Here is a 19,505-nt window from a genome sequence, read left to right on the forward strand (position 1 = left end):
CTGGGGATTCTAGGCAGGGCGACCGGCGCCAGCCTTTGGTGGGCGGGATGCAACAGCGAGCCGCCTCGAAATACTCACTCTCGCCACTCCACCCGAACGCGCTCCAGCCGCCACAGGCACCCATGCCCCGGCGCCCGCGGCCATTCGGTCGGCAGCTGAGGCGCTTGCGCGTGCATCGCCACCCAGCGCCGCGCCAGCATCCAGCCGCCGTGCGTGACCAGCAGCGCCGGCGCCCCGGCCGGCGGCGTCCAGGCGGCGGCGCGCGCCAGCACCTGCCGCAGCGACTCGCCGCCGCCCGGGCGCGCGGCGGCGAAGTCCGCGCACCAGGCGTCCACTTCCTCGCGCGGGATGCCCTCCCAGCCCAGGCCTTCCCAGGCGCCGAAGTCCGCCTCCATCAGCGCCGCGTCGATGCGGTGCTCCCAGCCCCAGCGCCGCAGCCAGCGGCCCACGTCCGCGCAGCGCCGCAGCGGCGAGGTCCAGACCACGCGCGGCAACCCGTGGCGGCGCGCGGCCTGGCGGACGCGGTGCGCCAGCCGCTTGGCCCGGCGCGGGTCCACGTGCAGGTCCGTGCGGCCGATGCAGCGGCCCTGCGCGCCCTCGGCACGCGGGTGGCGCCAGGCCCAGAGCAGGGCGCCGTCCGGAAGCGGCTCAGACATCGCTGCCTCCCGCCGCCGCTGCCGCCTTGGCGGCCTCCATCACCGCCAGCCAGGCCAGCAGCGCGGCCAGCTCGCTGAACTGCTGCGCCGCGCCCAGCGTGTCGCCGGTGAAGCCGCCCAGGCGCCGGCGCAGCCAGCGCGTCATCCACAGCACCACCAGACCCAGCGCGCCCAGCGCCCAGGGCAAGGCCGCCCGGGCCGGCGCGCCGCCCAGCCAGGCGGCGCCCAGGCTGGAGGCCAGCAGCCAGCCCAGCGCCACCGCCACGCCGGCACCACCGATGTGCAGCGCCAGCGGCTTCGCCTTCGCGTGCTCCGGGTCGCCGCCATAGGGCAGCAGCCGCATCAGCAGCACCGGCGCGCAGCGCGACGCGCCATGGCCCCAGGCCAGCGCCAGCGCCGCGAGCATGGGCGAGTGGCCGATCAGCGCCGCCAGCGCCGCGGCCTTCAGTCCCAGCACCAGCAGCAGCCCCAGCGCGCCGTAGCTGCCCAGCCGCGAGTCCTTCATGATCTCCAGCGCCCGCTCGCGCCGCACCGCGCCGCCCAGGCCGTCGCAGGTGTCGGCCAGCCCGTCCTCGTGGAAGCCGCCGGTCAGCCACACGGTGGCCGCGATGCACAGCCCCGCCGCCACGGCCGGCGGCCACAGCAGCGAGGCGCCCAGCAGCACCGCCGCGCCGAAGGCGCCCACCACCAGCCCCACGGCCGGGAAGTGCCGCGCGCAGGCCTGCAGCCACGCCGGCTCGAAGCCGACGCGGCTGGGGATCGGCACCCGGGTGAAGAACTGCAGCGCGATCAGGAACAGGCGCAGCTCGTGCAGCAAGGCCGTCATGCCCGGCTCACGCCCGCCGACTCGAAGCTCGCCATCTCTTCCAGGATGCGGCAGGCCGACTCCAGCAGCGGCCAGGCCAGCGCCGCGCCCGAGCCCTCGCCCAGGCGCAGGCCCAGGTCCAGCAGCGGCTCCACGCCCAGGTGGCGCAGCAGCAGCGGGTGGCCGCCTTCCTGCGAGCGGTGGGCGAACACGCAGCGCTGCAGCACGGCCGGCTGCAGCGCATGCGCCACCAGCACCGCGCTGCCGACGATGAAGCCGTCCACCACCACCACGCGGCGCTCGGCCGCGGCCTGCAGCACCGCGCCCACCATCATCGCGATCTCGAAACCGCCCAGCGCCGCCAGCGCCTGCAGCGGCTCCACGGCGTCCGCGTGGCGCTCCAGCACGGCCGACAGCACCCGCACCTTGTGCGCCAGGCCCGCGTCGTCCAGCCCCGTGCCGCGCCCGGCGCAGGCCTGGATCGGCAGCCCCGCCAGCCGCGACAGCAGCAGCGCGGCGCTGGAGCTGTTGCCGATGCCCATCTCGCCCAGCAGCAGCGCGTTGCCCGGCAGCCCGCGCACCACCTCGCGCCCGGCCGCGATGGCGGTGGCGCACTGGTCCGCCGTCATCGCCGGGCCCTGCGACGCGTCGGCCGTGCCGGCCGCGATCTTGCGCAGCAGCAGCCCCGGCTGCGGCGTGACGTCGCAGCGCACGCCCGCGTCCACCACCGTCAGGGATAAACCGTGCTGGCGCGCCAGCACGCTCACCGCGGCGCCGCCGGCCAGGAAGTTCATGACCATCTGCCAGGTCACGTCCGCCGGGTAGGCCGACACGCCCTGCGCCGCCAGGCCGTGGTCGCCGGCGAACACCACCATCTGCGGTTGCTGCAGCTTCGGCGCCTCGGTGCCCAGCGCCAGGCCGATCTGCAGTGCCAGCGCCTCCAGCCGGCCCAGCGCGCCCAGCGGCTTCGTCTTGTTGTCGATGCGGCGGCGCAGCGCGGCTTCCAGCGCGGGCTGGTCCAGGGTGTCGATGGCGGGGATGTTCATGGTCTTGCTCCGGTGGGGCCCGGCCGGGAGCCGGGCGGGGCAGTTGTTCGTGGTTCTGGTCAGGGTGTTTCGGGTTCGGCGCGCCGTGCTTTAGCCGCTCGTGCGCCAGGCGTGCAGCAGCGCCTCCTGCGCCGGCGGCGGCTGCACGCTCACGCGCACCCAGCCCGGCAGGCCGAAGGAGGTGGCGTCGCGCAGCTTGATGCCCTGCGCGCGCAGCGCGGCCAGGCGCTGCGGCAGCCGCGCCACGTCGGGCCGCGCCAGCCAGAAGGGCGTGACGGAGGGGCGCTGCGTCCAGCCCAGCGACTGCAGCGCGGCGCGCTGCTGGCGCTTCCAGGCGCGCAGGCGCTGGCAGGCGGCGTTCACGCCGTGCTGCGTCGCCGGCAGCGTCCAGGCTTCCAGCAGCGCCACGCCCTCGGCCGACAGCACCCAGCTCGGCGCCAGCGCCTGCATCCGGCCGTCCAGCGCGTCGTGCAGCGGGACCACGACCCAGCCCGCGCGCACGCCCGTGAGGCCCAGCGTCTTGTTGGGCGACCAGAGCTGCCAGGCGCGGTCGGCGAACTCGCGCGGTATCGGGTCGCGCCCTTCCAGCCGCAGCGGCTCGTAGGCGCGGTCCAGCGCCAGCAGCGCGCCGCGCGCCAGCGCCACGGCCAGCAGCTCGCCCCAGAAAGCAGTGCCCAGACTCTCGCCGGTCGGGTTGCAGGGCTCGCACAGCCACACCAGCGCCGGCCGCGCCTGCGGCGTGCTCAGCCGCTCCAGCAGCTCGACACCGTCGGCGTAGGGCGATACCGCCAGGCCCAGCGCCTGCGCCGCGGCGCGGTAGTCGCCGTAGCCGGGCTGCGGCACGAGCACCTGCTCGATGCCCTGCAGCCGCGCCGCCAGCGTCAGCCGGCGGATCGCCTCGCTGCTGCCGGCCGTGGGCAGCACGCGCGAGGGCGCCACGTCCATCCACGCGCCCAGCCGCTCGCGCAGCGCGCCGTAGTCCGGGTCCGGATAGCGGCCCCGGTCCGCCGTGCCCAGCGCCCGGCGCACCGGCTGCGGCGCCTCCAGCGGGCAGGCGTTGGTGGAGAAGTCGAAGCGCACCGGCGGGCCGCCGTCCGGGCCGCCGTGCACGGGCGCGGCGAAGGCGGACGACGCCGCCTCGGCGCTGCCCGGGGGGGAAAGGGTCAGAAGGTCCATGTTCATGTCAAAGCCCAGAGCGCCAGGTCCGCCGCGGCGCACAGCACCGCCGCCAGCACCACCGCCCGCCCGCACCAGGCGACGGCCCGGCGCAGATCCGCACCCTCGGGCGCGCGTCCCTGCGCATTCAGTGCGTACACGCCCGGCTTGGACAGCCGCACGCCCAGCAGCAGCGCCATCGCGCCCATGGGCCAGCCGCCGTTGGGCGAGGGCGTGCGCCGCGCCTCGCCCGCCAGGCCCGCGGGCCGGCGGCCGGCGGCCAGGCACAGCAGCAGCGCGGTCAGCCGCGCCGGCAGCCATGACAGCACGTCGTCGGCGTGCGCGGCCCACTTGCCAGCCCATTCCCAGCGCCCTCGGTAGCCCCACATGGCGTCGGCCGTGTTGGCGAAGCGGTACAGCGCCGCGCCCGGCAGCCCGGCCACGGCGAACCAGAACAGCGGCGCCACGACGGAGTCGTTCAGGTTCTCCGCCAGCGTCTCGATGGCCGCCTCGCGCACCTCGTGCGCCTGCAGCCGCGTGGTGTCGCGGCTGACCAGCCGCTGCAGCTGGCGCCGGCCCTCGTCCAGCGAGCGTCCCAGTGCCGTCTCCACGCCCGCCACCTCGTCGCGCAACATGCGCCAGGACAGCAGCGGCTTGAGCAGCACGCCCAGCAGCAGCGCCGCGCCCCACCAGGGCAGGGCTTCGAGCAGCGCGCGCTGCAGCAGCCAGGCCAGCAGCACCACGACGTTCACGCCGGCCAGCCAGGCCAGCGCGCCGCCGGCGAAGGCGGCCCGGGGTGGCAGCTTCAGCAGCCAGGGCCCCAGCGCGCCCAGGTAGCGCCCCATGCCCACGACCGGGTGCAGCCGTGCCGGCGGCTCGCCGAAGGCGCGGTCCAGCGCCAGCGCCGCCACGCAGGCCAGAGCGACGGTCGCCATCAGTCCTCGATGCCCCGCTGCGCCGGCACGCCGGCCTTGAAGTGGTGCTTCACCAGGGCCATCTCCGTCACCGTGTCGGCCAGGTCGATCAGCTCCTGCGGCGCGCCGCGCCCGGTGAGCACCACCGTCACGTGCGCGGGCCGCTCGCGCAGCGCCTGCAGCACGTCGTCCAGCGCCAGCCAGCCGTAGCGCAGCGGGTACATGATTTCGTCGAGCACCACCATGAAGTGCTCGCCGGCACGGATCATGGCCGCGGCCTTGTCCCAGCCCTGGCGCGCCAGTTCGGCGGAATGCTCCAGGTCGCGGCTCTTCCAGCTGAAGCCGTCGCCCAGGCCCTCGATGGGGATGCCCAGCTGCTCGAAGACGCGGTGCTCGCCGAAGCGGGCGCTGGGCACCTTCATGAACTGGAACACGTGCACGCGCTTGCCGCGCCCGTGCGCGCGCAGCGCCAGGCCGAAGGCGGCGGTGCTTTTGCCCTTGCCGTGGCCGGTGTGGACCATGACCAGGCCGCGGCGTTCGCCCTCGGGGCGTTCGTAGCGGGCGGCGGTGGGGGGCGTTTCGATGTCCATGCGAAGGTCCTTCTCGTCAGGGGTGTTCAGCGGTCTTGCGGCCAGCGGTCGGTGTGGAGCAGCTCGTCCAGCGGCCGGGCCTGGCGCCACCCCTCGGCCTGCAGCATCGGCTCGTCGTAGAAGCGGGCCACGGGCCCCAGGCACAGCAGTGCCATGGGCCGCGCGCCCGGGGGCAGGTGCAGCAGCGCGCCCAGGGCCTCGGGCTCGAACAGCGAGACCCAGCCCAGGCCCAGGTTCTCCGCGCGCGCGGCCAGCCAGAGGTTCTCGATCGCGCAGGCCAGCGAGCACAGCGCCATCTCCTGCGGCAGCGTGCGCCGGCCGAATACCGTGCCGTCGTCGGGCGCCAGCACCGCCACCAGCAGCTCCGCGCACTCGCGCACGCCCTCGACCTTCAGCCGCATGAAATCGGCGCCGCGCTCGCCCAGCGCCTCGGCCGTGGCTTGGCGCTCGGTATCCACCAGCGCGGCGATGTCGCGGCGCAGGGCGGGCTCCGTGATGCGGATGAAGCGCCAGGGCTGCATCAGCCCGACGGAGGGACCCTGGTGCGCGGCCTGCAGGATGCGGCGCAGGGTGGCCGGCTCCACGTCGCCCGGGACGAAGTGGCGCATGTCGCGGCGGGCGGCGATGACGCGGTAGAGGGCGTCGCGGTCGGCGGGGGCGAAGTGGGTGTTCATGGGGTGAGGCCGCTGGGAATGGATACGGGCATGGCTGCGTCATTCCTCGGCCAGCGCTGTGCCGGGCGAAGTACGGGCGTCAGCTCTTCTGCTTCGTCACGCCCGCGAAGGCGCAGTGCTGTCTGGGGAGCTTTGCAAGCCGTGGCATCTCGTGAGTCGAGCCGCTTCGCACCCTGATTCGTCACCCCCGCGCAGGCGGGAGTCCAGGCGGCCCCCAAGCTGCCGGCAGCAGATCGGGTTGAACACCGAGGCTTGGGCCCTGGTGCGCAGCGCCCAGGCTTCGCGCTGACGTGGGGCCGCCTGGATTCCCGCCTGCGCGGGAATGACGAGGTAGTTATCGGTACAGCGCAGCTCATGGCTAACAACCAACAACCTTCCCCGGACACCAGTGCGCCTTCGCGGGAATGACGAGGCAAGGGGCGAGGCGGGCCAGCTCACGGCCAACGCAGCTCGGCGTTCTCCGGCCCATCGGCAGGTCAAGCCAACGTTCCTTCATGCTTTCCGCCCCACCTGCCGCCCCTGCCAGGCCGCCCCGCCCACCATCACCAGCGCCATGGCCACCAGCGCCAGCGCCTGCGACAGCAGCGGAGCCACCGTCGCCTTCAGCTCGGGCTGGCGCTTCAGCAGCACGCCCACGCGCGGCTTCGGGACCGCCTTCGGCTCCGGTTCCGGCTCCTTGCGGACCTCGGCTCGCGGCTGCACCGCCGGCGTGGGCGCGCGCGGCACTGCGGGCGCCACGGGCACCGGCTCAGGCTCCACCTGCGACTGCACCCACTGCCGCACGCCCTTCAGCTCCTGCGCCAGCGGCGCCGCGCGCGTCAGCTCCGCATACAGCCGCGCCACCTCCTGCCGCGTGGCCGCGTCGGGTTGCCAGTGGCCCAGGCGCTGGGCCTGGATCAGCCGCTCCACCACCTGCGCGTAGGCTTGAGGATGCCCGCGCAACCACTGCGGCAGGCCCAGGCCGTGGCGGTCGCGCACCAGCACCTCGTGCAGCGACTGCCAGTGGTCCGAGCGCACCGTGTCCGGCGCCGTCGCCTGCCAGCCCCACACGAACTGCACCGCCTTGAGCACCTGCAGCGTGCCGGCGTAGCCCTCCTCGCGCTGCGCCTTCAGCCAGCCCGGGTGCAGGTAGCGCGACTGCATCTCCATCGACAGCGCGCGCCCGGCCGTCTCGGTGTGCGACTCGCCCGAGTCCTGCAGCTGGCTCACGTACAAGCCCAGCGCCTCGGACTTGCCCGCCGCGCGCGCCGCAGCGGCCAGGCCGCCCAGGTACTGGAAGGGGTCGTCGGAAGTCGCCATCGCGAACAGGTGCGAGCTGCGCGACATCAGCGCTGCGTCGGCCACGCGCAGGTGCGCGCCCAGCGCCTGCGCGGCTGCCGCTTCGGGCACGCCGTCCAGCGCCTGCCCGTCGACGAAGGGCTGGCTCATGCGCTGCAGGAACATCGCGCCCAGCCGCTCGTCCTCGCGCTTCAGGCCGTCGGCCTGCACCGCGTCCGACAGCCCGGTGCCGTAGTCGCCCTGGCGGTTGCCGAACACCCGCGCCCGCGCCAGCAGCGCCGCCTGCTCGGCCGGCACGCCGGCCCGCTCCAGCTCCGCGCGCAGCCTGGCGTCGTGGCGCGCGATGGCGTTGCCCGTCTCGGCGGATCCGGCCGCCGCCACGGCGCGGTCGACCAGCCCCATCAGCGCCGGGAACTGGTCGCGGTAGGAGCCGGTGACCGACAGCAGCACGTCCACGCGCTCGCGCCCGAGTTCTGAGCGTGGGATCACGCGCAGCTGCAGCGGCCGGCCGCTGTCGTCCCACACCGGCTGCACGCCCAGGGCGACTAGCGCCTGCGCCTCCATCACGCCCTGGTGCCGCAGCGTCTCGCCGGCCCACAGCGACAGCGCCAGCCGCGCCGGCACGCGCTCGCCATGCTCCGCGCGCCACTGGGTGAGCCAGTCGTTGAAGAGCCGCTTGGCGACCTCGTAGGCCTGGCGCGTGGGCAGCCGCGACGGGTCCAGCCCGGTGAGGTTGCGCCCGGTGGGCAGGCTCTCCGGGTTGCGGATCGGGTCGCCGCCGTAGGCCGCGGGCACGAAGCGCCCTTCCAGCGCGGCCAGCAGCCCCGGCAGCTCGCCCTCGGTGGACAGCAGCCGCTCCAGCGCCTGCGCGCGCTCGGCCAGGGCGCGCAGCGCCGGCGTGTCGATGGGCTTGCGCGCGGCGCGGTTGGGCACCGGGCCCACGGGCTCGGGCGGGCGCAGGTCCAGCCGGCTGGCGGCTTCGGCATCGCGCAGCGCCACGTCCAGCCAGCGCCCGGGGCGCGACGTCGCCACCGCGGCGTGGTCGATCAGGAACACCTCGTCGATGTCCTCGCCCAGCGCCTCGATCAGCGGCTGGCGCAGCATCTGCAGCAGCTGCTGGCGCCGCGAGGCCTCGTCCGGCACGCGGCCGAACACGGCCAGCCCGCGCGGCTGCGCGCTCTGAGCCAGCCGGTCCAGCCAGGGGTGCAGCTGCTCCAGGAAGCCGGCAAAGTCCGCGGCGATGCGCTCCGCCGTCCAGCCCAGGTCGCGGTGCAGCTGGTGTTCGACGAACTGCGCGATCAGCTCGCGCTCCAGCGCTTGGCGCGTGGGGCCGGCGTCCACCGTCTCCCACTCGTGCATCAGCTCGTGCATGTGCGCCATGCGCGACTCGAAGCCCGCGGGCGCCAGCACCGGCGTGCGGTGGCTGACCATCAGCGCGCGCCCGCGGCGCTTGGCCGTGAGGGCCTCGCCCAGGTTGTCCACGATGTACGGGTAGACCACCGGCACGTCGCCCAGCGGCAGCAGGGCGTCGTCCAGCACGTCCAGCGCGCGCGCCTTGCCCGGCGCCCATTCCTGCGTGCCGTGGGTGCCGAAGTGGATCAGCGCGTCGGCGTGCTGCCGCGCCCACAGGTACACAGCCAGGTAGTGGTGCGCCAGCGGCCGGCTGTTGCGGTGCATGAACGGGTCCTGGCCCTGGCGCAGCGTCTCCTCGCGCGGCGGCTGCGGCAGCACCGCCAGCGCGCCCGCCTGCAGCCGCGGGATCACGAACACCCGCTGCCCGCGCCAGGCCACCACGTAGCGGCTGCTGGCGGGCGCGCCCCACTGCGCCTCGATGCGCTCGCGCTGCGGCGCCGGCAGCGAGCGCCACCAGGCCTCGTACTCGGCCAGCGGCAGCGCGTCGGCCTGGCCGCTGTCCAGCAGCGCCACGAGATCGGCGCCGCGGTAGTAGGCGCCCAGCAGCGGCTTCAGGCCGTCGATCCAGGCCTGCTCGGCCAGCGGCTGAACTGGGTAGCCGGCCTGCGCCAGGCCGCTGGAGACCTGCTCCAGGCTGCGCGGCACGTTCAGGAAGGAGGCGCCGAAGTTCGTGCCGCCGGGCGGGTAGTTGTAGACGAAGGCCACCAGCCGCTTCTCGGCGTTGGGCTTGTCGCGCAGCGCAATCAGCCGCCGCGCCTTGGCGATGACGGCCAGCGCCTGGCGCTCGATGAGCTGCGGCTGGCGTCCCTGGTCGGCATGGGCGATCACGGGCAGCGGGTCGATGGCGCCGGCAGCCTCGGGCTGCGCCAGGTAGATCGGCACGTCGGCCGAGGCCAGCCCGGCGGCGTCGCGCTCCCAGTCCGCCTGGCTGCCGCTGCGGTAGGGCTGCGTGGCCAGCACCGGCACGCCCCAGCGCTGGAACAGCGGCTGCAGCGCCGCGGCCTGCGGCAGCAGCAGGTGCGTCACCAGCAAGCGCGGGTGCAGGCTTGGGCCGCCGACGGCGGCGGGCACTTCCAGCAGCGCGGCCAGCGTGGGCGCGTCGATCTGGGTGCCGAACACGGCGTAGGCCGCCAGTCCCTCGCGGGCGAAGGCGCGCAGCCAGGCGTCCAGCGCCTGCGTGGCGCCGTTGACGAAGGCTTGCCGGTGCACCAGCAGCGCGACGGCCGGCTTGCCCTGCAGCGCGCTCTGGGTCGCCTGCCAGCGGCCGAAGGCGGCGGCGTCGGCGAACAGGGCCGGGGCGTCGGGGTGGTACAGGCCGCGCGCGGGCAGGGGAGCGGGCGGCGGCAGCTCGGGGGCGGGGCGGCCGTCCACCAGCGCGCGCGCCAGCGCCACGGCGTGGCGCAGGTTGGCCTCGCCGCCGGCGTCGAGGTAGGCGGCGATGCGGGCTTGCAGGGTGGAGGTGTCAGCGCTTGTGGCGCCGGGCGTTACCCAGGCGACGCGCTGCGCGCCGTGGCGGGCGGCGAAGTCCTGGAGCGCCGAGCCCAGCAGCCGCTGCAGGCGCAGCGTCACGCTCGGGTGCGGCGCGTCGATCCAGGCCAGCGCGGCGCCGTCCAGGGCGCTCTGCACCGCGGCGAGCTGCGCGGGCGGCAGCGTGTCGGGGCCGCGCAGGGGGACTTCCAGGTGCTGCAGCTCGAAGCCGGCCTCCGCCGCCAGGCGCTCCAGCAGCGCGGTGCGCGGCACGGGCGTGACCTCGGCGGTGAACCAGAGCAGGCGGGCGGGGGCGGCTTGGGCGAGGGTGCAGGCCAGCAGCAGCAAGGCGGCCAGCGCGTGTCGGAGCTGCATCGTCATGCCGGGCTCCGTTCAGGGCGCGGAGGCCGCAGCCTCCGGCACGTACACGATGCTCCCGTCCTTGAGCCGGTACGCCACCCCGGCGCGCTCGCTGCCCTCGGCGGCGCCGGCGCTGCCGCTGCCCTTGAAGCGCACGGCCTGGCCGTTCTCGTGCACGACCAGTTCCATGTCGGCCTCGCCGGCCTTGGTCACCGGCGTGGCCTCGGCCGCCTGCGAGCGCGAGCTCTGCGCCGCCACGGCCGTGAGCAGCGCTACCACCAGCACCAGGAACACGTCCACCAGGTTGACGGCCGAGAGCATCGGGTCGTCGTCGTCCTCGCCCAGGATGTCCGGGCCGCGCCCCGGCCTCACAGGGCGACTCCCCGCGCGCGCCGCTCGGCCACCAGCTCGGCCAGCAGCCAGCGCCGGCGTACCGAGTACACCGTCAGCCCGATGGACGCCGCCGCCAGCGCCAGCACCACGCCGGCGAAGGCGCCGCTGAAGACCTGCAGCGCCTGCTGCGCCTGGCCGGCGGCCACGCTCTGCAGGGCCGGGCCCAGCGGGATCATGGTGGCGATGAGGCCCAGCATCGGGCTCAGCCGCCCCAGCAGCCGCGCCGGCTCCAGCCGGCGCAGCACCGCCAGCTCCAGCTCCTCCAGCGACAGCCCGCCGGTGTCGCCCAGCGCGCGCCACTGCGGCCGGCGCCGGCGCTGCCACGCCTCCATGACGGTGGCGCCAGCCGTCCACAGCGCGTAGACGAAGGCCAGCGCCACCAGCACCAGCACCGGCCACAGCAGCGACTGGGCCAGTTGGGAAAAGACGGTATCGAGCATGGTCAGCGGGTCGAAGTCAGGGGAGGAGGAGGAGCCGGCGCGCCGCTCAGAAGGCGGTGCGCAGCGTGAGCCGCAGCGTGCGCGGCTCGGCCGGGTGCACGTGGCGCGGGTCGGTCACGGGCGCGGTCTCGGCGGGCGCACGCGAGTCGTAGGCGTACTCGATGTCGTTGACCCGCCGGTCGAACAGGTTGAACACGTCCAGCGTCAGCTCGCTGTCGCGGCCCAGGCGGCGGCTCAGGCGCAGGTTGGCGGTGAGCGAGGAGCGCGAGCGCAGGCTGTCGTCCTCGACCAGCGGCGCGCTGCCCAGGTAGCGCCACTGCAGGCTGGCCGACCAGGGGCCCAGCTCGCGCAGCGTGAACGCCACCGAGGCGATGCGGCCCACGGCGTTGGGAATGCGGTCGCCCAGGCCTTCCGGGTCCGCGCCCGTGAAGCGCGCGTGCGACCACGCCAGGTCCGCGTCCACCAGCAGCCATGGCGCGGGAATCCAGCGGTTGTTCCACTCCACGCCATGGCGGCGGCTGGGGCGGTTGGGTTCGGTGGTGCCACTGTCGCCCACGTAGAGCAGCTCGGAGTCGAAGTCCAGCTTCCACAGCGCCACCGAGCTTTGCAGCCCCGGCAGCCACTCGGTGCGCATCCCGACCTCCTGGCCGCGCGCCGCGACCAGCCCGGGCACCGGGTCCACCGCCGCGGTGGCGCCGCGCGCGTCGTTGCTGTGGAAACCGCGGCCGGCGTTGTAGAAGAGTTCCGTCTGCCGCCACGGGCCGAGGATCAGCGAGAACTTGGGCGAGACCAGGTGCGCCGAGGCGCGGCCGGAGTTGGCGGCATTGCTGAGGCCGTCCACGTCGAAGCGCGCCTGGTCCGCGCGCAGGCCGGCGATGGTGCGCAGCCAGGGCGTGACCTCCACCGAGGTCTGGCCGTAGAGGCCGAGCTGCGTCTGCCGCACGCGGTCCTCGCGCACAGTGGCCGTGAGCTGGCGCGCCACGCTCTCGAACAGGCCGACGCGGATGCGGTCGTGCCGCAGCTGCAGCCCCAACTCGCTGCGCGCTGCCAGCCCGCCCAGCGCGTGGTTGAAGGCGTGGCTGCTGCTGAAGCCGTAGACCTGGCGCCGGTCCTGCTGCGCGGCCTGGTCGCCTTCAGGGCGCTCCAGCGCGTAGGTGTGGTTGGAGAACAGCGCCAGCCGGTAGCTCATGGCGTAGGCCGCCACGCGCGTGGCGCTGCCGTCGTCGCCGCGGCGGTGCCATTCGCCGGAGACGCTGCTGCGGCGCGTGCTGCCGCCGTCGCTCGGGTCCAGCGAGTCGAAGCGGCCGAAGGGGCGGCCGTCATAGGTGCCGGCGTCGATGAGGCGCTGCGGCACCTGGTTCGTTGCCGTCCAGTGCGCGTCGTAGTGCATCACGCTGGCGCTGAAGCCCTGCGCCGCGGCGCCGCCGGAGAGCGTCAGCACGCCGTTGGCCTTGTGCAGCCCCTCGGCCACGGTCCACGGCCCGTCGTTGCACAGCAGCTCGACGGCGCCCAGCAGCGACAGCCCCGGCCCGACCTCGGTGGAGCCGGCCGTCACGGCGCGACGGTAGCCGCGCTGGCCCATGGTGATCGCGGCGAAGGGCGCGTCCAGCGTGCGGCGGTAGGCGATGTCGGCCGAGCCCGCGGCGGAGAAGTCGCCGCCCTGCGCGTCGTACGGTCCCTTGCGGTACTCGATGCGCTCGACCAGCTCGGGCATCAGGAAGTTCAGGTCCGCGTAGCCCTGGCCGTGGCCGTGCGTGGGCATGTTCACCGGCAGCCCGTTGACGGTGGTAGCGAAGTCGGTGCCGTGGTCCAGGTTAAAGCCGCGCAGGAAATACTGGTTCGCCTTCCCGTCGCCGGAGTGCTGCGTGACGATCACGCCAGGCACGAACTCCAGCACCTCGCCCGGGCGCAGCGCCGGGCGGCTCTTGAGCAGCTCGGCGCGGATCACGCCCTGCGACGCCGCGTCGCTGGCGCCCACGGCGTTGTCGTAGTGGCGGGCCGTGACGCGCACGGCCTGCACTTCGGCCTGGGGCTCGGAGGTTTCGGAGTCGGCCGCCAGGGCCGAGGCGGGTGCCAGAAGGCAGGCGCAAGCGAATGCCGGCAGGGGCCGTTGGGCGCGGCGCAGGGGCCGCGAAGCCTGGGAAAGGGACATGAGCTGACACGCACTGAACGCCGGTGGCAGCCTCCCCGCGGCCACCGTGCACCATGCCGCGCGCACGCGGCTCCCCGTTGGCCGGTATCCGGGCTGGCGGCGCGTCCGGGGAACCCTTCCCAGAAGCGCGTGGCTTCCAGTGGGCGAGAACCCGGATGAGGCTTCGGATGAAGCCTCGGCCGTTGACCGTTGCGGGGGCAGCTCAGGCAGGAGTGCCGCGGTGCGGCTGCTCTTCCTGATTCCCGTTTAACCGGACCGGCGGAACACCGGTCCGAGCACCAACGGGTGGGATTCTACCGAGGCGGCGCGCCGTTTCCCGAAGCGTTGCGATGTCATCCAATGCTGCACTGGCAGCGCCGCGCGTGGCTCAGGCGCCGGGCCCCTGGTGGAACACCAGGTCTTCCACCACCTCGCCGCCGCACAGGTGGCGCTCGATGATGCGGTCCATGTTTTCGGGCGTGACGTTGTAGTACCAGGTGCCGTCGGGCTGCACGCACATCACCGGCCCGCCCTTGCACGCGGCGAAGCAGCTCACGCGGCTGCGCTTGACGCGCAGCTCGCCCTGGTCCAGCCCGGCGGCCTTGAACTTCTCGCCCAGGCTGTCGAACAGCGCCTGCGACTCGCCCTGCTGCGCGCAGCGCGGGCCGGTGCAGATCAGCAGGTGGCGGCGGTAGGCGCCGATCTTGGGCTTCACCACGGTGTCGTTGTTGTCCATGTGCGGCCTCCTTCAGCCTTCGCCTTCGCCCGCGGCTGGCGCCTCGGCCTGCGCCGGCTCCGCCAGCGTGGCGGCGATGTAGTCGGCCGGCAGCCCATGCAGCCGCGCCAGGTCCGCCACGGTGTGGCCGGCGGCATGTTGCGCCTGCAGCGTTTCCAGCCAGCCCAGCAGCCCCGTGCTCAGCGAGCGGCCCGCCTTCTCGCCCTCGCGCGCCTCGAAGCCCTGCTCGGCGTCGTACTTGTTGGCGTAGCCGCGCGGCGTGACCATCAGGCCGTCGCGCACGAAGGTGGCGCTGTTGCCGATGAGCACCGTGCTGAGCATGCCGATGTCGTGCTCGGACATGCGCTTCAGCGTCGTGAGCTCGATGTGCTGCCGCCGCCGGTACGCGCTCTTGACGATCGCCACGGGCGTGTCCGGCCGCCGGTGGCGCAGGAACAGCCGCTGCGCCTCCACGATCTGCCGCGTGCGCCGGCCGCTCTTGGGGTTGTAGAGCGCCACCACGAAGTCCGCATGCGCCACGGCATCGAGCCGCCGCGCGATCACCGGCCAGGGCGTGAGCAGGTCGCTCAGCGAGATGGCGCAGAAGTCGTGCGTCAGCGGCGCGCCCACCAGCGCGGCGCAGGCATTGAGCGCGGAGGCGCCGGGGACGATCTCGACTTGCACCGGGTCGTCGGGCGTCCAGCCGGCCTGGAACAGCACCTCGTAGGTCGGTCCGGCCATGCCGTACACGCCCGCATCGCCGGAGGAGATCAGCGCCACCTTCCTGCCCTGGCGGGCCGCCTCCAGCGCGTGGACGGCGCGGTCCAGCTCCTCGGTCATGCCCTTGCGCACGACCTCCTTGCCCTCCAGCAGGTCGGCCACCAGCTTGATGTAGGTCGCGTAGCCCACCACCACGTCGGCTTCGGCGATGGCCTCGCGCGCGCGCTGCGTCATGTGCTCCACGCTGCCGGGGCCGATGCCCACGAGCGTGATCCGGCCGCCGGGCGTGCCCGGGGCTGCGGCGGCCACGGCGGTGCCGCTGTCGAGTTCGCTCATCGCTTGTTCCTTCATTCGTTCATGCGCGCCACCGACACGGTGGCGTTGCGGCCGTCCGGGCCGCGGTGCTTGTGCTTCTCGACCAGCAGCGCCTGCATGCTGGCCCCGGCCGCCAGCAGCGCCGCGGCCTCGCTCACCGACGGCGTGCCGGTGTAGCGGCGCACGGTCTCCGAGGGGTTGGGTACCGGCACCTGCGCCAGCGCCGCCGCGGCATGGAAGCGCAGCGTCCAGCCGCGTTGCCGGGCCAGCGCGAGCAGCCCGGCCTCGTCGGCCTTCAGGTCGATGCTGGCTGCCGCCGCCACGTCGTCCCAGCCAGCGCCCGCCAGGGCCAGCGCCTGCGACACCGCCTCCTCGATGGTCCGCAGCGGCGTGCCGCGGTCGCAGCCCAGCCCCAGCGCGACCCGCCCCGCGGGCCTCATGCCGTGGCACCGTCTTGCGGCGGGCGGTACACCACCAGGCGCTCGTCGAGCTGCTTCCACAGCGCCGGGGCCACCTCGCGCCGCGTCACCCACAGCACGGCGCGGAAGCGCTCCAGGTCCACTTCCTCGAAGCGGCCGAAGCGGTGGATGTTCTGCGGCAGCGGCGTGGGCCGCGTCCACCAGTGCGCGCTGCCCGCTTCCTGCACGAAGGCGATGGGCTCGCCGTTGACCACGTGCGCCGACACGCGCGTGACGTTGAGCTTGGGCGCCTCCACGCGCCAACCCAGCTCGCGGCCGAGGATGTCCACGGGGATGGTCTTCACGACGTCCGAGGCGGTGGTCAGTACCGGCGTGGCGCCCAGCAGCGCGGCGATCTCTTCGGCGCAGGCGTTGGCGCCGCCCACGTGGCCCGAGAGCACGGGGATGGCGTAGCGCCCGGCGTCGTCCACCACCGTCACGCCCGGGTCCTCGTCCTTGGACTTCAAATGCGGCGCGATCAGCCGCACCACCGCGCCCAGCGAGACGAAGAACACCAGCTGGTCGTAGCCCTCGAACAGCGCGCCGATCTCGTCGCGCAACGCGCCCGCGTAGGCCCGCACCGGGTTGGCGAGCCCGGCAAAGGCCGGCGCGAATTTCTCGCTGCATACGACATAGGCGTGCGGCAGCTTCGCGGCCAGCTCGGCGGCCTGCTGCGCGCCGTGCTTCGTGATGGCGACGATGGCCAGGCGGGGATCGGTACGGCTCATTGCTCGATGCTTTCCAACACGGGTTGCTGCGGCGCCGGGCCGCTCTTCTTCAGGCAGCCGCGCACGCGCTCGCCGCGAACGCGGTGCGGGTTGTGCACCAGCATCAGCGACAGGTAGCTCACCTTCTGCCCGCGCAGCGACAGGATTTCATCGCCACGCAGCACGCGCTCGTCGGGCGCACCGCAGCGCTCGATGAAGGCCGTGCCGGCCAGCAGGCCGCGGCGCTCCAGCCAGTCGATCAGCTCGTCCATCAGCGGCTTGACCTTCAGCAGCACCAACGTGTCGAAGTCCGCCAGCAGCCGGTCCACCGCCGTGACGCCATAGGCCGCGGGCACGACGGCGATGGTGTCGTCCTGCTCCGACAGCGGCCGCCCCAGCGTGGCCGCCGCGGCGACGAAGGCGTTGACGCCCGCCAGGGTGTCCACCTGGACGGCCGGCTCCAGCGCCCGCACCGTGCGCGCCAGGTGCCCGAAGGTGGCGTAGGTGCTGGCGTCGCCTTCGACCAGGAACAGCACGTCCTGCCCGGCGCGCAGCGTGGGCAGCACCGCATCGGCCGCGCGCTGCCAGCTGCGCACCAGCTTCTCCTCGTCGTGCGTCATCGGGAACAGCAGCGCCAGGTGCGCGCCGGGCGGCTGCAGGCCCGCGCGCTGCACGATGTCGAAGGCGTAGCTCGGCGTCCTGGTGCTGCGCTGCGGATAGGTCCACAGCGCGTCGCGGCGTTGCAGCTGCGCCCAGGCCGCGCGCGTGATCAGCCCCGGGTCGCCCGGGCCCAGGCTCAGGCCGATGAGGCGCCCCAGCGCGGCCGGCTTGTCGTTGTCGTTCATGCCGCTTCTCCAGCGCGTGCGCACACGATCCACACCGGGTTCTCCGCCGCCATGCGGTGCATGTGCAGGATGGGCTTGCTGCGCGAGGCCTGCAGCATCGTCACGTCCCAGGCCGCGCCGGCGGCGCGCAGCGCCTCGGTGGCGGTGGCCAGGTTCTCCAGGGTCACGAAGTTCATCACCAGCGTGCCGCCGGGCTTGAGCCGCCGCAGGCACAGCGCGATCAGCCCGGCCAGCTCGCCGCCGGAGCCGCCGATGAACACGGCGTCCGGGTCCAGCCAGCCGTCCAGCCCTTCGGGCGCCTTGCCGTGCACCAGCGTGTGGTTCGACACGCCGAAGGCGCAGCGGTTGCGCCCGGCAATCTCCACGTCCTCGGCATTTTTCTCGATGGCATAGACGTGGCCGGCCGGGCACAGCCTCGCTGCCTCCAGCCCCACCGAGCCCGAGCCCGCGCCGATGTCCCAGACGATGCTGTGCTCGCGCAACTGCAGCCGCGCCAGCGACACCGCCCGCACCTCGTGCTTGGTGATCAGCCCCTTGTCGGGCTGGCGCTGCTCGAAGGCGGCGTCCGGCAGCCCGAAGCGCACCGGCGCCGGCCGCGGTGCGCTGCGCCACAGCAGCAGCACGTTGGGGTCGGCGAAGCGCTGCCGCGCGGCCTCGGCCACGCTCAGCCCGCTGACGACGCGCTCCTCGGCCTGCAGCAGCCGCTCGGCCACGGCCATCTGGAAATCGTCCTGCAGCCCCTCGGCCAGCAGCAGCCGCGCGACGCGGTCGGGCGTGTTGTCCGGGCTGGTCAGCACCGCCAGCCGCTCATGCCGGCGCAGCGCCTGCGCAAGGGCGTACAGGCCGTGGCGCGGGTCGGCGCCAGGCTGCCACTCGCCCGCGTCCCGGGCGTGGATGCTCACGATCTTGAGGTCCTGCCACACCAGCCCCACGCGCGCGCAGGCGAGCTGGATGGTCGAGAGGTTGGGCAGCACCTCGATGGCCTCCAGGCACAGCCGCGCCGCCAGCGTGCCCGCGATGCCGTGGCACAGCGGGTCGCCGGTGGCGAGCACCACGCAGCGCCGGCCCGCGGCCTGTGCCGCGCGCACGTCCTCCACCACGGCCGACAGGCCGCCCAGCTCGCGCCGCTCGGCCTCGGGGTTCAGCCGCGCCTCCAGCAGCGCCAGCGTGCGCCGGGCGCCGATCACGAGCTCGGCCTCGGCCAGCGCCTTCAGCGCCGCGGCGCCCAGGCCGGCGGCGCCGTCGTCGAGCACGCCCACGATGCGGCAGCGCGGCGGGCGCGGGGCCGGTTCCAGGAAGTCATTCGGCATGGGACGATGCCTCCGCAATCTTTTTTCCGTCGAAATCGCAGACCAGCACGTCGAGCCGGAAGCGGCCCGGGTAGCGTGCGGTCACGGTCTGGACCACCTTGCGCGCCAGGGCCGCGTGGAAGGTCTCCAGCAGCCCCAGCGCCTGCATGCGCTCGGCGGCGAAGCGCGCCGTCTCGGCCGCGGCGATCGCGGCGCACTCCTCGGCCGGGGCGCCCACGCCGGCGGCGATCTCGGCCAGCAGTGCGGTGTCCACCTCGGCGCGGTTGGCATGGGTGATGGTCTCGCCCTGCGCGATCTTGGTCAGCTTGCCCACCATGCCGCCGATCACCACGCGCTGCAGGCCCACGGCCACGGCCGTGTCCAGCGCATAGCGCAGGAAGTCGCCCATCTGCACGAAGCAGGCCTCGGGCAGCCCGGGCAGCTCCGCGAAGGCGAACTTCTCGGTGCGCCCGCCGGTGGTCAGCACCACGGTGCCGGCGCCGGTGGTGGCCGCGACTTCCACGCCCTGGACCACGCTGGCGCGGTAGGCCGCGGTGCTGTAGGGCTTGACGATGCCCGTGGTGCCCAGGATCGAGATGCCGCCCAGGATGCCCAGCCGCGCGTTGAGCGTCTTGCGTGCCATCTCCACGCCCTGCGGCACCGAGATGGTCACGGCCAGGCCGTCGTGCGCCAGCAGCGCCGCGCCGGCCTCACGCACGTTGTCCTCGATGTTGCGGCGCGGCACCGGGTTGATGGCCGGGCCGCCCACGTCCAGGCCCAGCCCCGGCAGCGTCACCGTGCCCACGCCCGGGCCGCCCTGCAGCACGAAGCGCCCGGCCGCGCCGGGCAGCCGCAACACGTCGGCCGTGAGGTGCGCGCCGTCGGTGCAGTCCGGGTCGTCGCCGGCGAACTTCACCACCATCGCGTGGGCCTGCGTGGCGTCGCAGCGGCCGTCGTGCACGTCGAAGCGCACGCGCTGCCCGTTGGGCAGCAGCGATTCCATCTGCGCGGGCACCTCGCCCCGCACCAGGCCCTCCACCGCGGCGCGCGCCGCCGCGGCGGCGCAGGCGCCGGTGGTGAAGCCGGTGCGGATGCCGCGCTTGACGGTCTTTTCCATCATGGCCGGGCTCCTCC

At 74.2% G+C, this 19,505-nt stretch carries 18 protein-coding genes and 1 riboswitch; all 18 genes read right to left on the reverse strand.

From position 1 onward, the window contains the following. Nucleotides 1–74: 74 nt before the first annotated feature. Nucleotides 75–656 carry a histidine phosphatase family protein gene (locus H537_RS0103375; RefSeq protein ID WP_043458121.1) on the reverse strand — a complete coding sequence of 194 codons (582 nt, stop codon included), beginning with the start codon at nucleotides 654–656 and terminating at the stop codon, nucleotides 75–77. Beyond that, nucleotides 649–1,482 carry an adenosylcobinamide-GDP ribazoletransferase gene (gene cobS, locus H537_RS0103380; protein WP_028996759.1) on the reverse strand — a complete coding sequence of 278 codons (834 nt, stop codon included), beginning with the start codon at nucleotides 1,480–1,482 and terminating at the stop codon, nucleotides 649–651. The genes H537_RS0103375 and cobS overlap by 8 nt, the downstream gene beginning before the upstream one ends. Next, on the reverse strand, nucleotides 1,479–2,507 hold the full coding sequence (gene cobT, locus H537_RS0103385; RefSeq protein ID WP_028996760.1) for a nicotinate-nucleotide--dimethylbenzimidazole phosphoribosyltransferase: 1,029 nt from the start codon (nucleotides 2,505–2,507) through the stop codon (nucleotides 1,479–1,481). Before cobT ends, cobS begins: the two co-directional genes overlap by 4 nt. Nucleotides 2,508–2,597: 90 nt before the next feature. Further along, complete coding sequence (locus H537_RS0103395; RefSeq protein WP_064735902.1) at nucleotides 2,598–3,683, reverse strand: aminotransferase class I/II-fold pyridoxal phosphate-dependent enzyme; 1,086 nt, start codon at nucleotides 3,681–3,683, stop codon at nucleotides 2,598–2,600. 2 nt (nucleotides 3,684–3,685) lie between these two features. Beyond that, nucleotides 3,686–4,597 carry an adenosylcobinamide-phosphate synthase CbiB gene (cbiB, locus tag H537_RS0103400; protein WP_028996762.1) on the reverse strand — a complete coding sequence of 304 codons (912 nt, stop codon included), beginning with the start codon at nucleotides 4,595–4,597 and terminating at the stop codon, nucleotides 3,686–3,688. Beyond that, on the reverse strand, nucleotides 4,597–5,166 hold the full coding sequence (cobO, locus tag H537_RS0103405; protein ID WP_028996763.1) for a cob(I)yrinic acid a,c-diamide adenosyltransferase: 570 nt from the start codon (nucleotides 5,164–5,166) through the stop codon (nucleotides 4,597–4,599). Before cobO ends, cbiB begins: the two co-directional genes overlap by 1 nt. A 26-nt stretch (nucleotides 5,167–5,192) precedes the next feature. Further along, nucleotides 5,193–5,840 carry a 5,6-dimethylbenzimidazole synthase gene (bluB, locus tag H537_RS0103410; protein ID WP_028996764.1) on the reverse strand — a complete coding sequence of 216 codons (648 nt, stop codon included), beginning with the start codon at nucleotides 5,838–5,840 and terminating at the stop codon, nucleotides 5,193–5,195. Nucleotides 5,841–6,332: 492 nt separating this feature from the next. After that, complete coding sequence (gene cobN, locus H537_RS0103415) at nucleotides 6,333–10,379, reverse strand: cobaltochelatase subunit CobN (protein WP_028996765.1); 4,047 nt, start codon at nucleotides 10,377–10,379, stop codon at nucleotides 6,333–6,335. Between the two features lie 12 nt (nucleotides 10,380–10,391). Then, the gene (locus H537_RS0103420) at nucleotides 10,392–10,730 is read right to left on the reverse strand and encodes a DUF2149 domain-containing protein (RefSeq protein WP_238446594.1); all 339 of its coding nucleotides are present in this window, start codon (nucleotides 10,728–10,730) and stop codon (nucleotides 10,392–10,394) included. Further along, nucleotides 10,727–11,191 (reverse strand): hypothetical protein, encoded by a 465-nt coding sequence (locus H537_RS0103425; RefSeq protein ID WP_028996767.1) that lies wholly within the window; start codon nucleotides 11,189–11,191, stop codon nucleotides 10,727–10,729. The genes H537_RS0103420 and H537_RS0103425 overlap by 4 nt, the downstream gene beginning before the upstream one ends. A 46-nt stretch (nucleotides 11,192–11,237) precedes the next feature. Then, nucleotides 11,238–13,343: a TonB-dependent receptor gene (locus H537_RS40970; protein WP_043458122.1), complete on the reverse strand. Its 2,106-nt coding sequence runs from the start codon at nucleotides 13,341–13,343 to the stop codon at nucleotides 11,238–11,240. 62 nt (nucleotides 13,344–13,405) lie between these two features. Beyond that, a riboswitch (cobalamin riboswitch) is annotated at nucleotides 13,406–13,641 on the reverse strand. A 69-nt stretch (nucleotides 13,642–13,710) separates the two neighbouring features. Next, on the reverse strand, nucleotides 13,711–14,058 hold the full coding sequence (locus tag H537_RS0103435; RefSeq protein ID WP_028996768.1) for a (2Fe-2S) ferredoxin domain-containing protein: 348 nt from the start codon (nucleotides 14,056–14,058) through the stop codon (nucleotides 13,711–13,713). A gap of 12 nt (nucleotides 14,059–14,070) precedes the next feature. After that, on the reverse strand, nucleotides 14,071–15,093 hold the full coding sequence (gene cobJ / locus H537_RS40975) for a precorrin-3B C(17)-methyltransferase (protein WP_084150409.1): 1,023 nt from the start codon (nucleotides 15,091–15,093) through the stop codon (nucleotides 14,071–14,073). Between the two features lie 11 nt (nucleotides 15,094–15,104). Beyond that, a complete protein-coding gene (locus H537_RS0103445) occupies nucleotides 15,105–15,512 on the reverse strand; it encodes a cobalamin biosynthesis protein (protein ID WP_028996769.1) in 408 nt (135 codons plus the stop codon). Further along, complete coding sequence (locus tag H537_RS0103450) at nucleotides 15,509–16,258, reverse strand: cobalamin biosynthesis central domain-containing protein (RefSeq protein ID WP_028996770.1); 750 nt, start codon at nucleotides 16,256–16,258, stop codon at nucleotides 15,509–15,511. Before H537_RS0103450 ends, H537_RS0103445 begins: the two co-directional genes overlap by 4 nt. After that, nucleotides 16,255–17,082 (reverse strand): precorrin-2 C(20)-methyltransferase, encoded by an 828-nt coding sequence (gene cobI, locus H537_RS0103455; protein ID WP_028996771.1) that lies wholly within the window; start codon nucleotides 17,080–17,082, stop codon nucleotides 16,255–16,257. The genes H537_RS0103450 and cobI overlap by 4 nt, the downstream gene beginning before the upstream one ends. Next, entirely contained in the window at nucleotides 17,079–18,392 is a 1,314-nt protein-coding gene (locus H537_RS0103460) for a bifunctional cobalt-precorrin-7 (C(5))-methyltransferase/cobalt-precorrin-6B (C(15))-methyltransferase (protein WP_043458123.1), read from the reverse strand. Before H537_RS0103460 ends, cobI begins: the two co-directional genes overlap by 4 nt. Then, on the reverse strand, nucleotides 18,382–19,491 hold the full coding sequence (locus H537_RS0103465; RefSeq protein ID WP_028996773.1) for a cobalt-precorrin-5B (C(1))-methyltransferase: 1,110 nt from the start codon (nucleotides 19,489–19,491) through the stop codon (nucleotides 18,382–18,384). The genes H537_RS0103460 and H537_RS0103465 overlap by 11 nt, the downstream gene beginning before the upstream one ends. Nucleotides 19,492–19,505 lie beyond the last annotated feature (14 nt).

The sequence above is a fragment of the Azohydromonas australica DSM 1124 genome (assembly GCF_000430725.1).
Lineage (GTDB): Bacteria > Pseudomonadota > Gammaproteobacteria > Burkholderiales > Burkholderiaceae_C > Azohydromonas > Azohydromonas australica.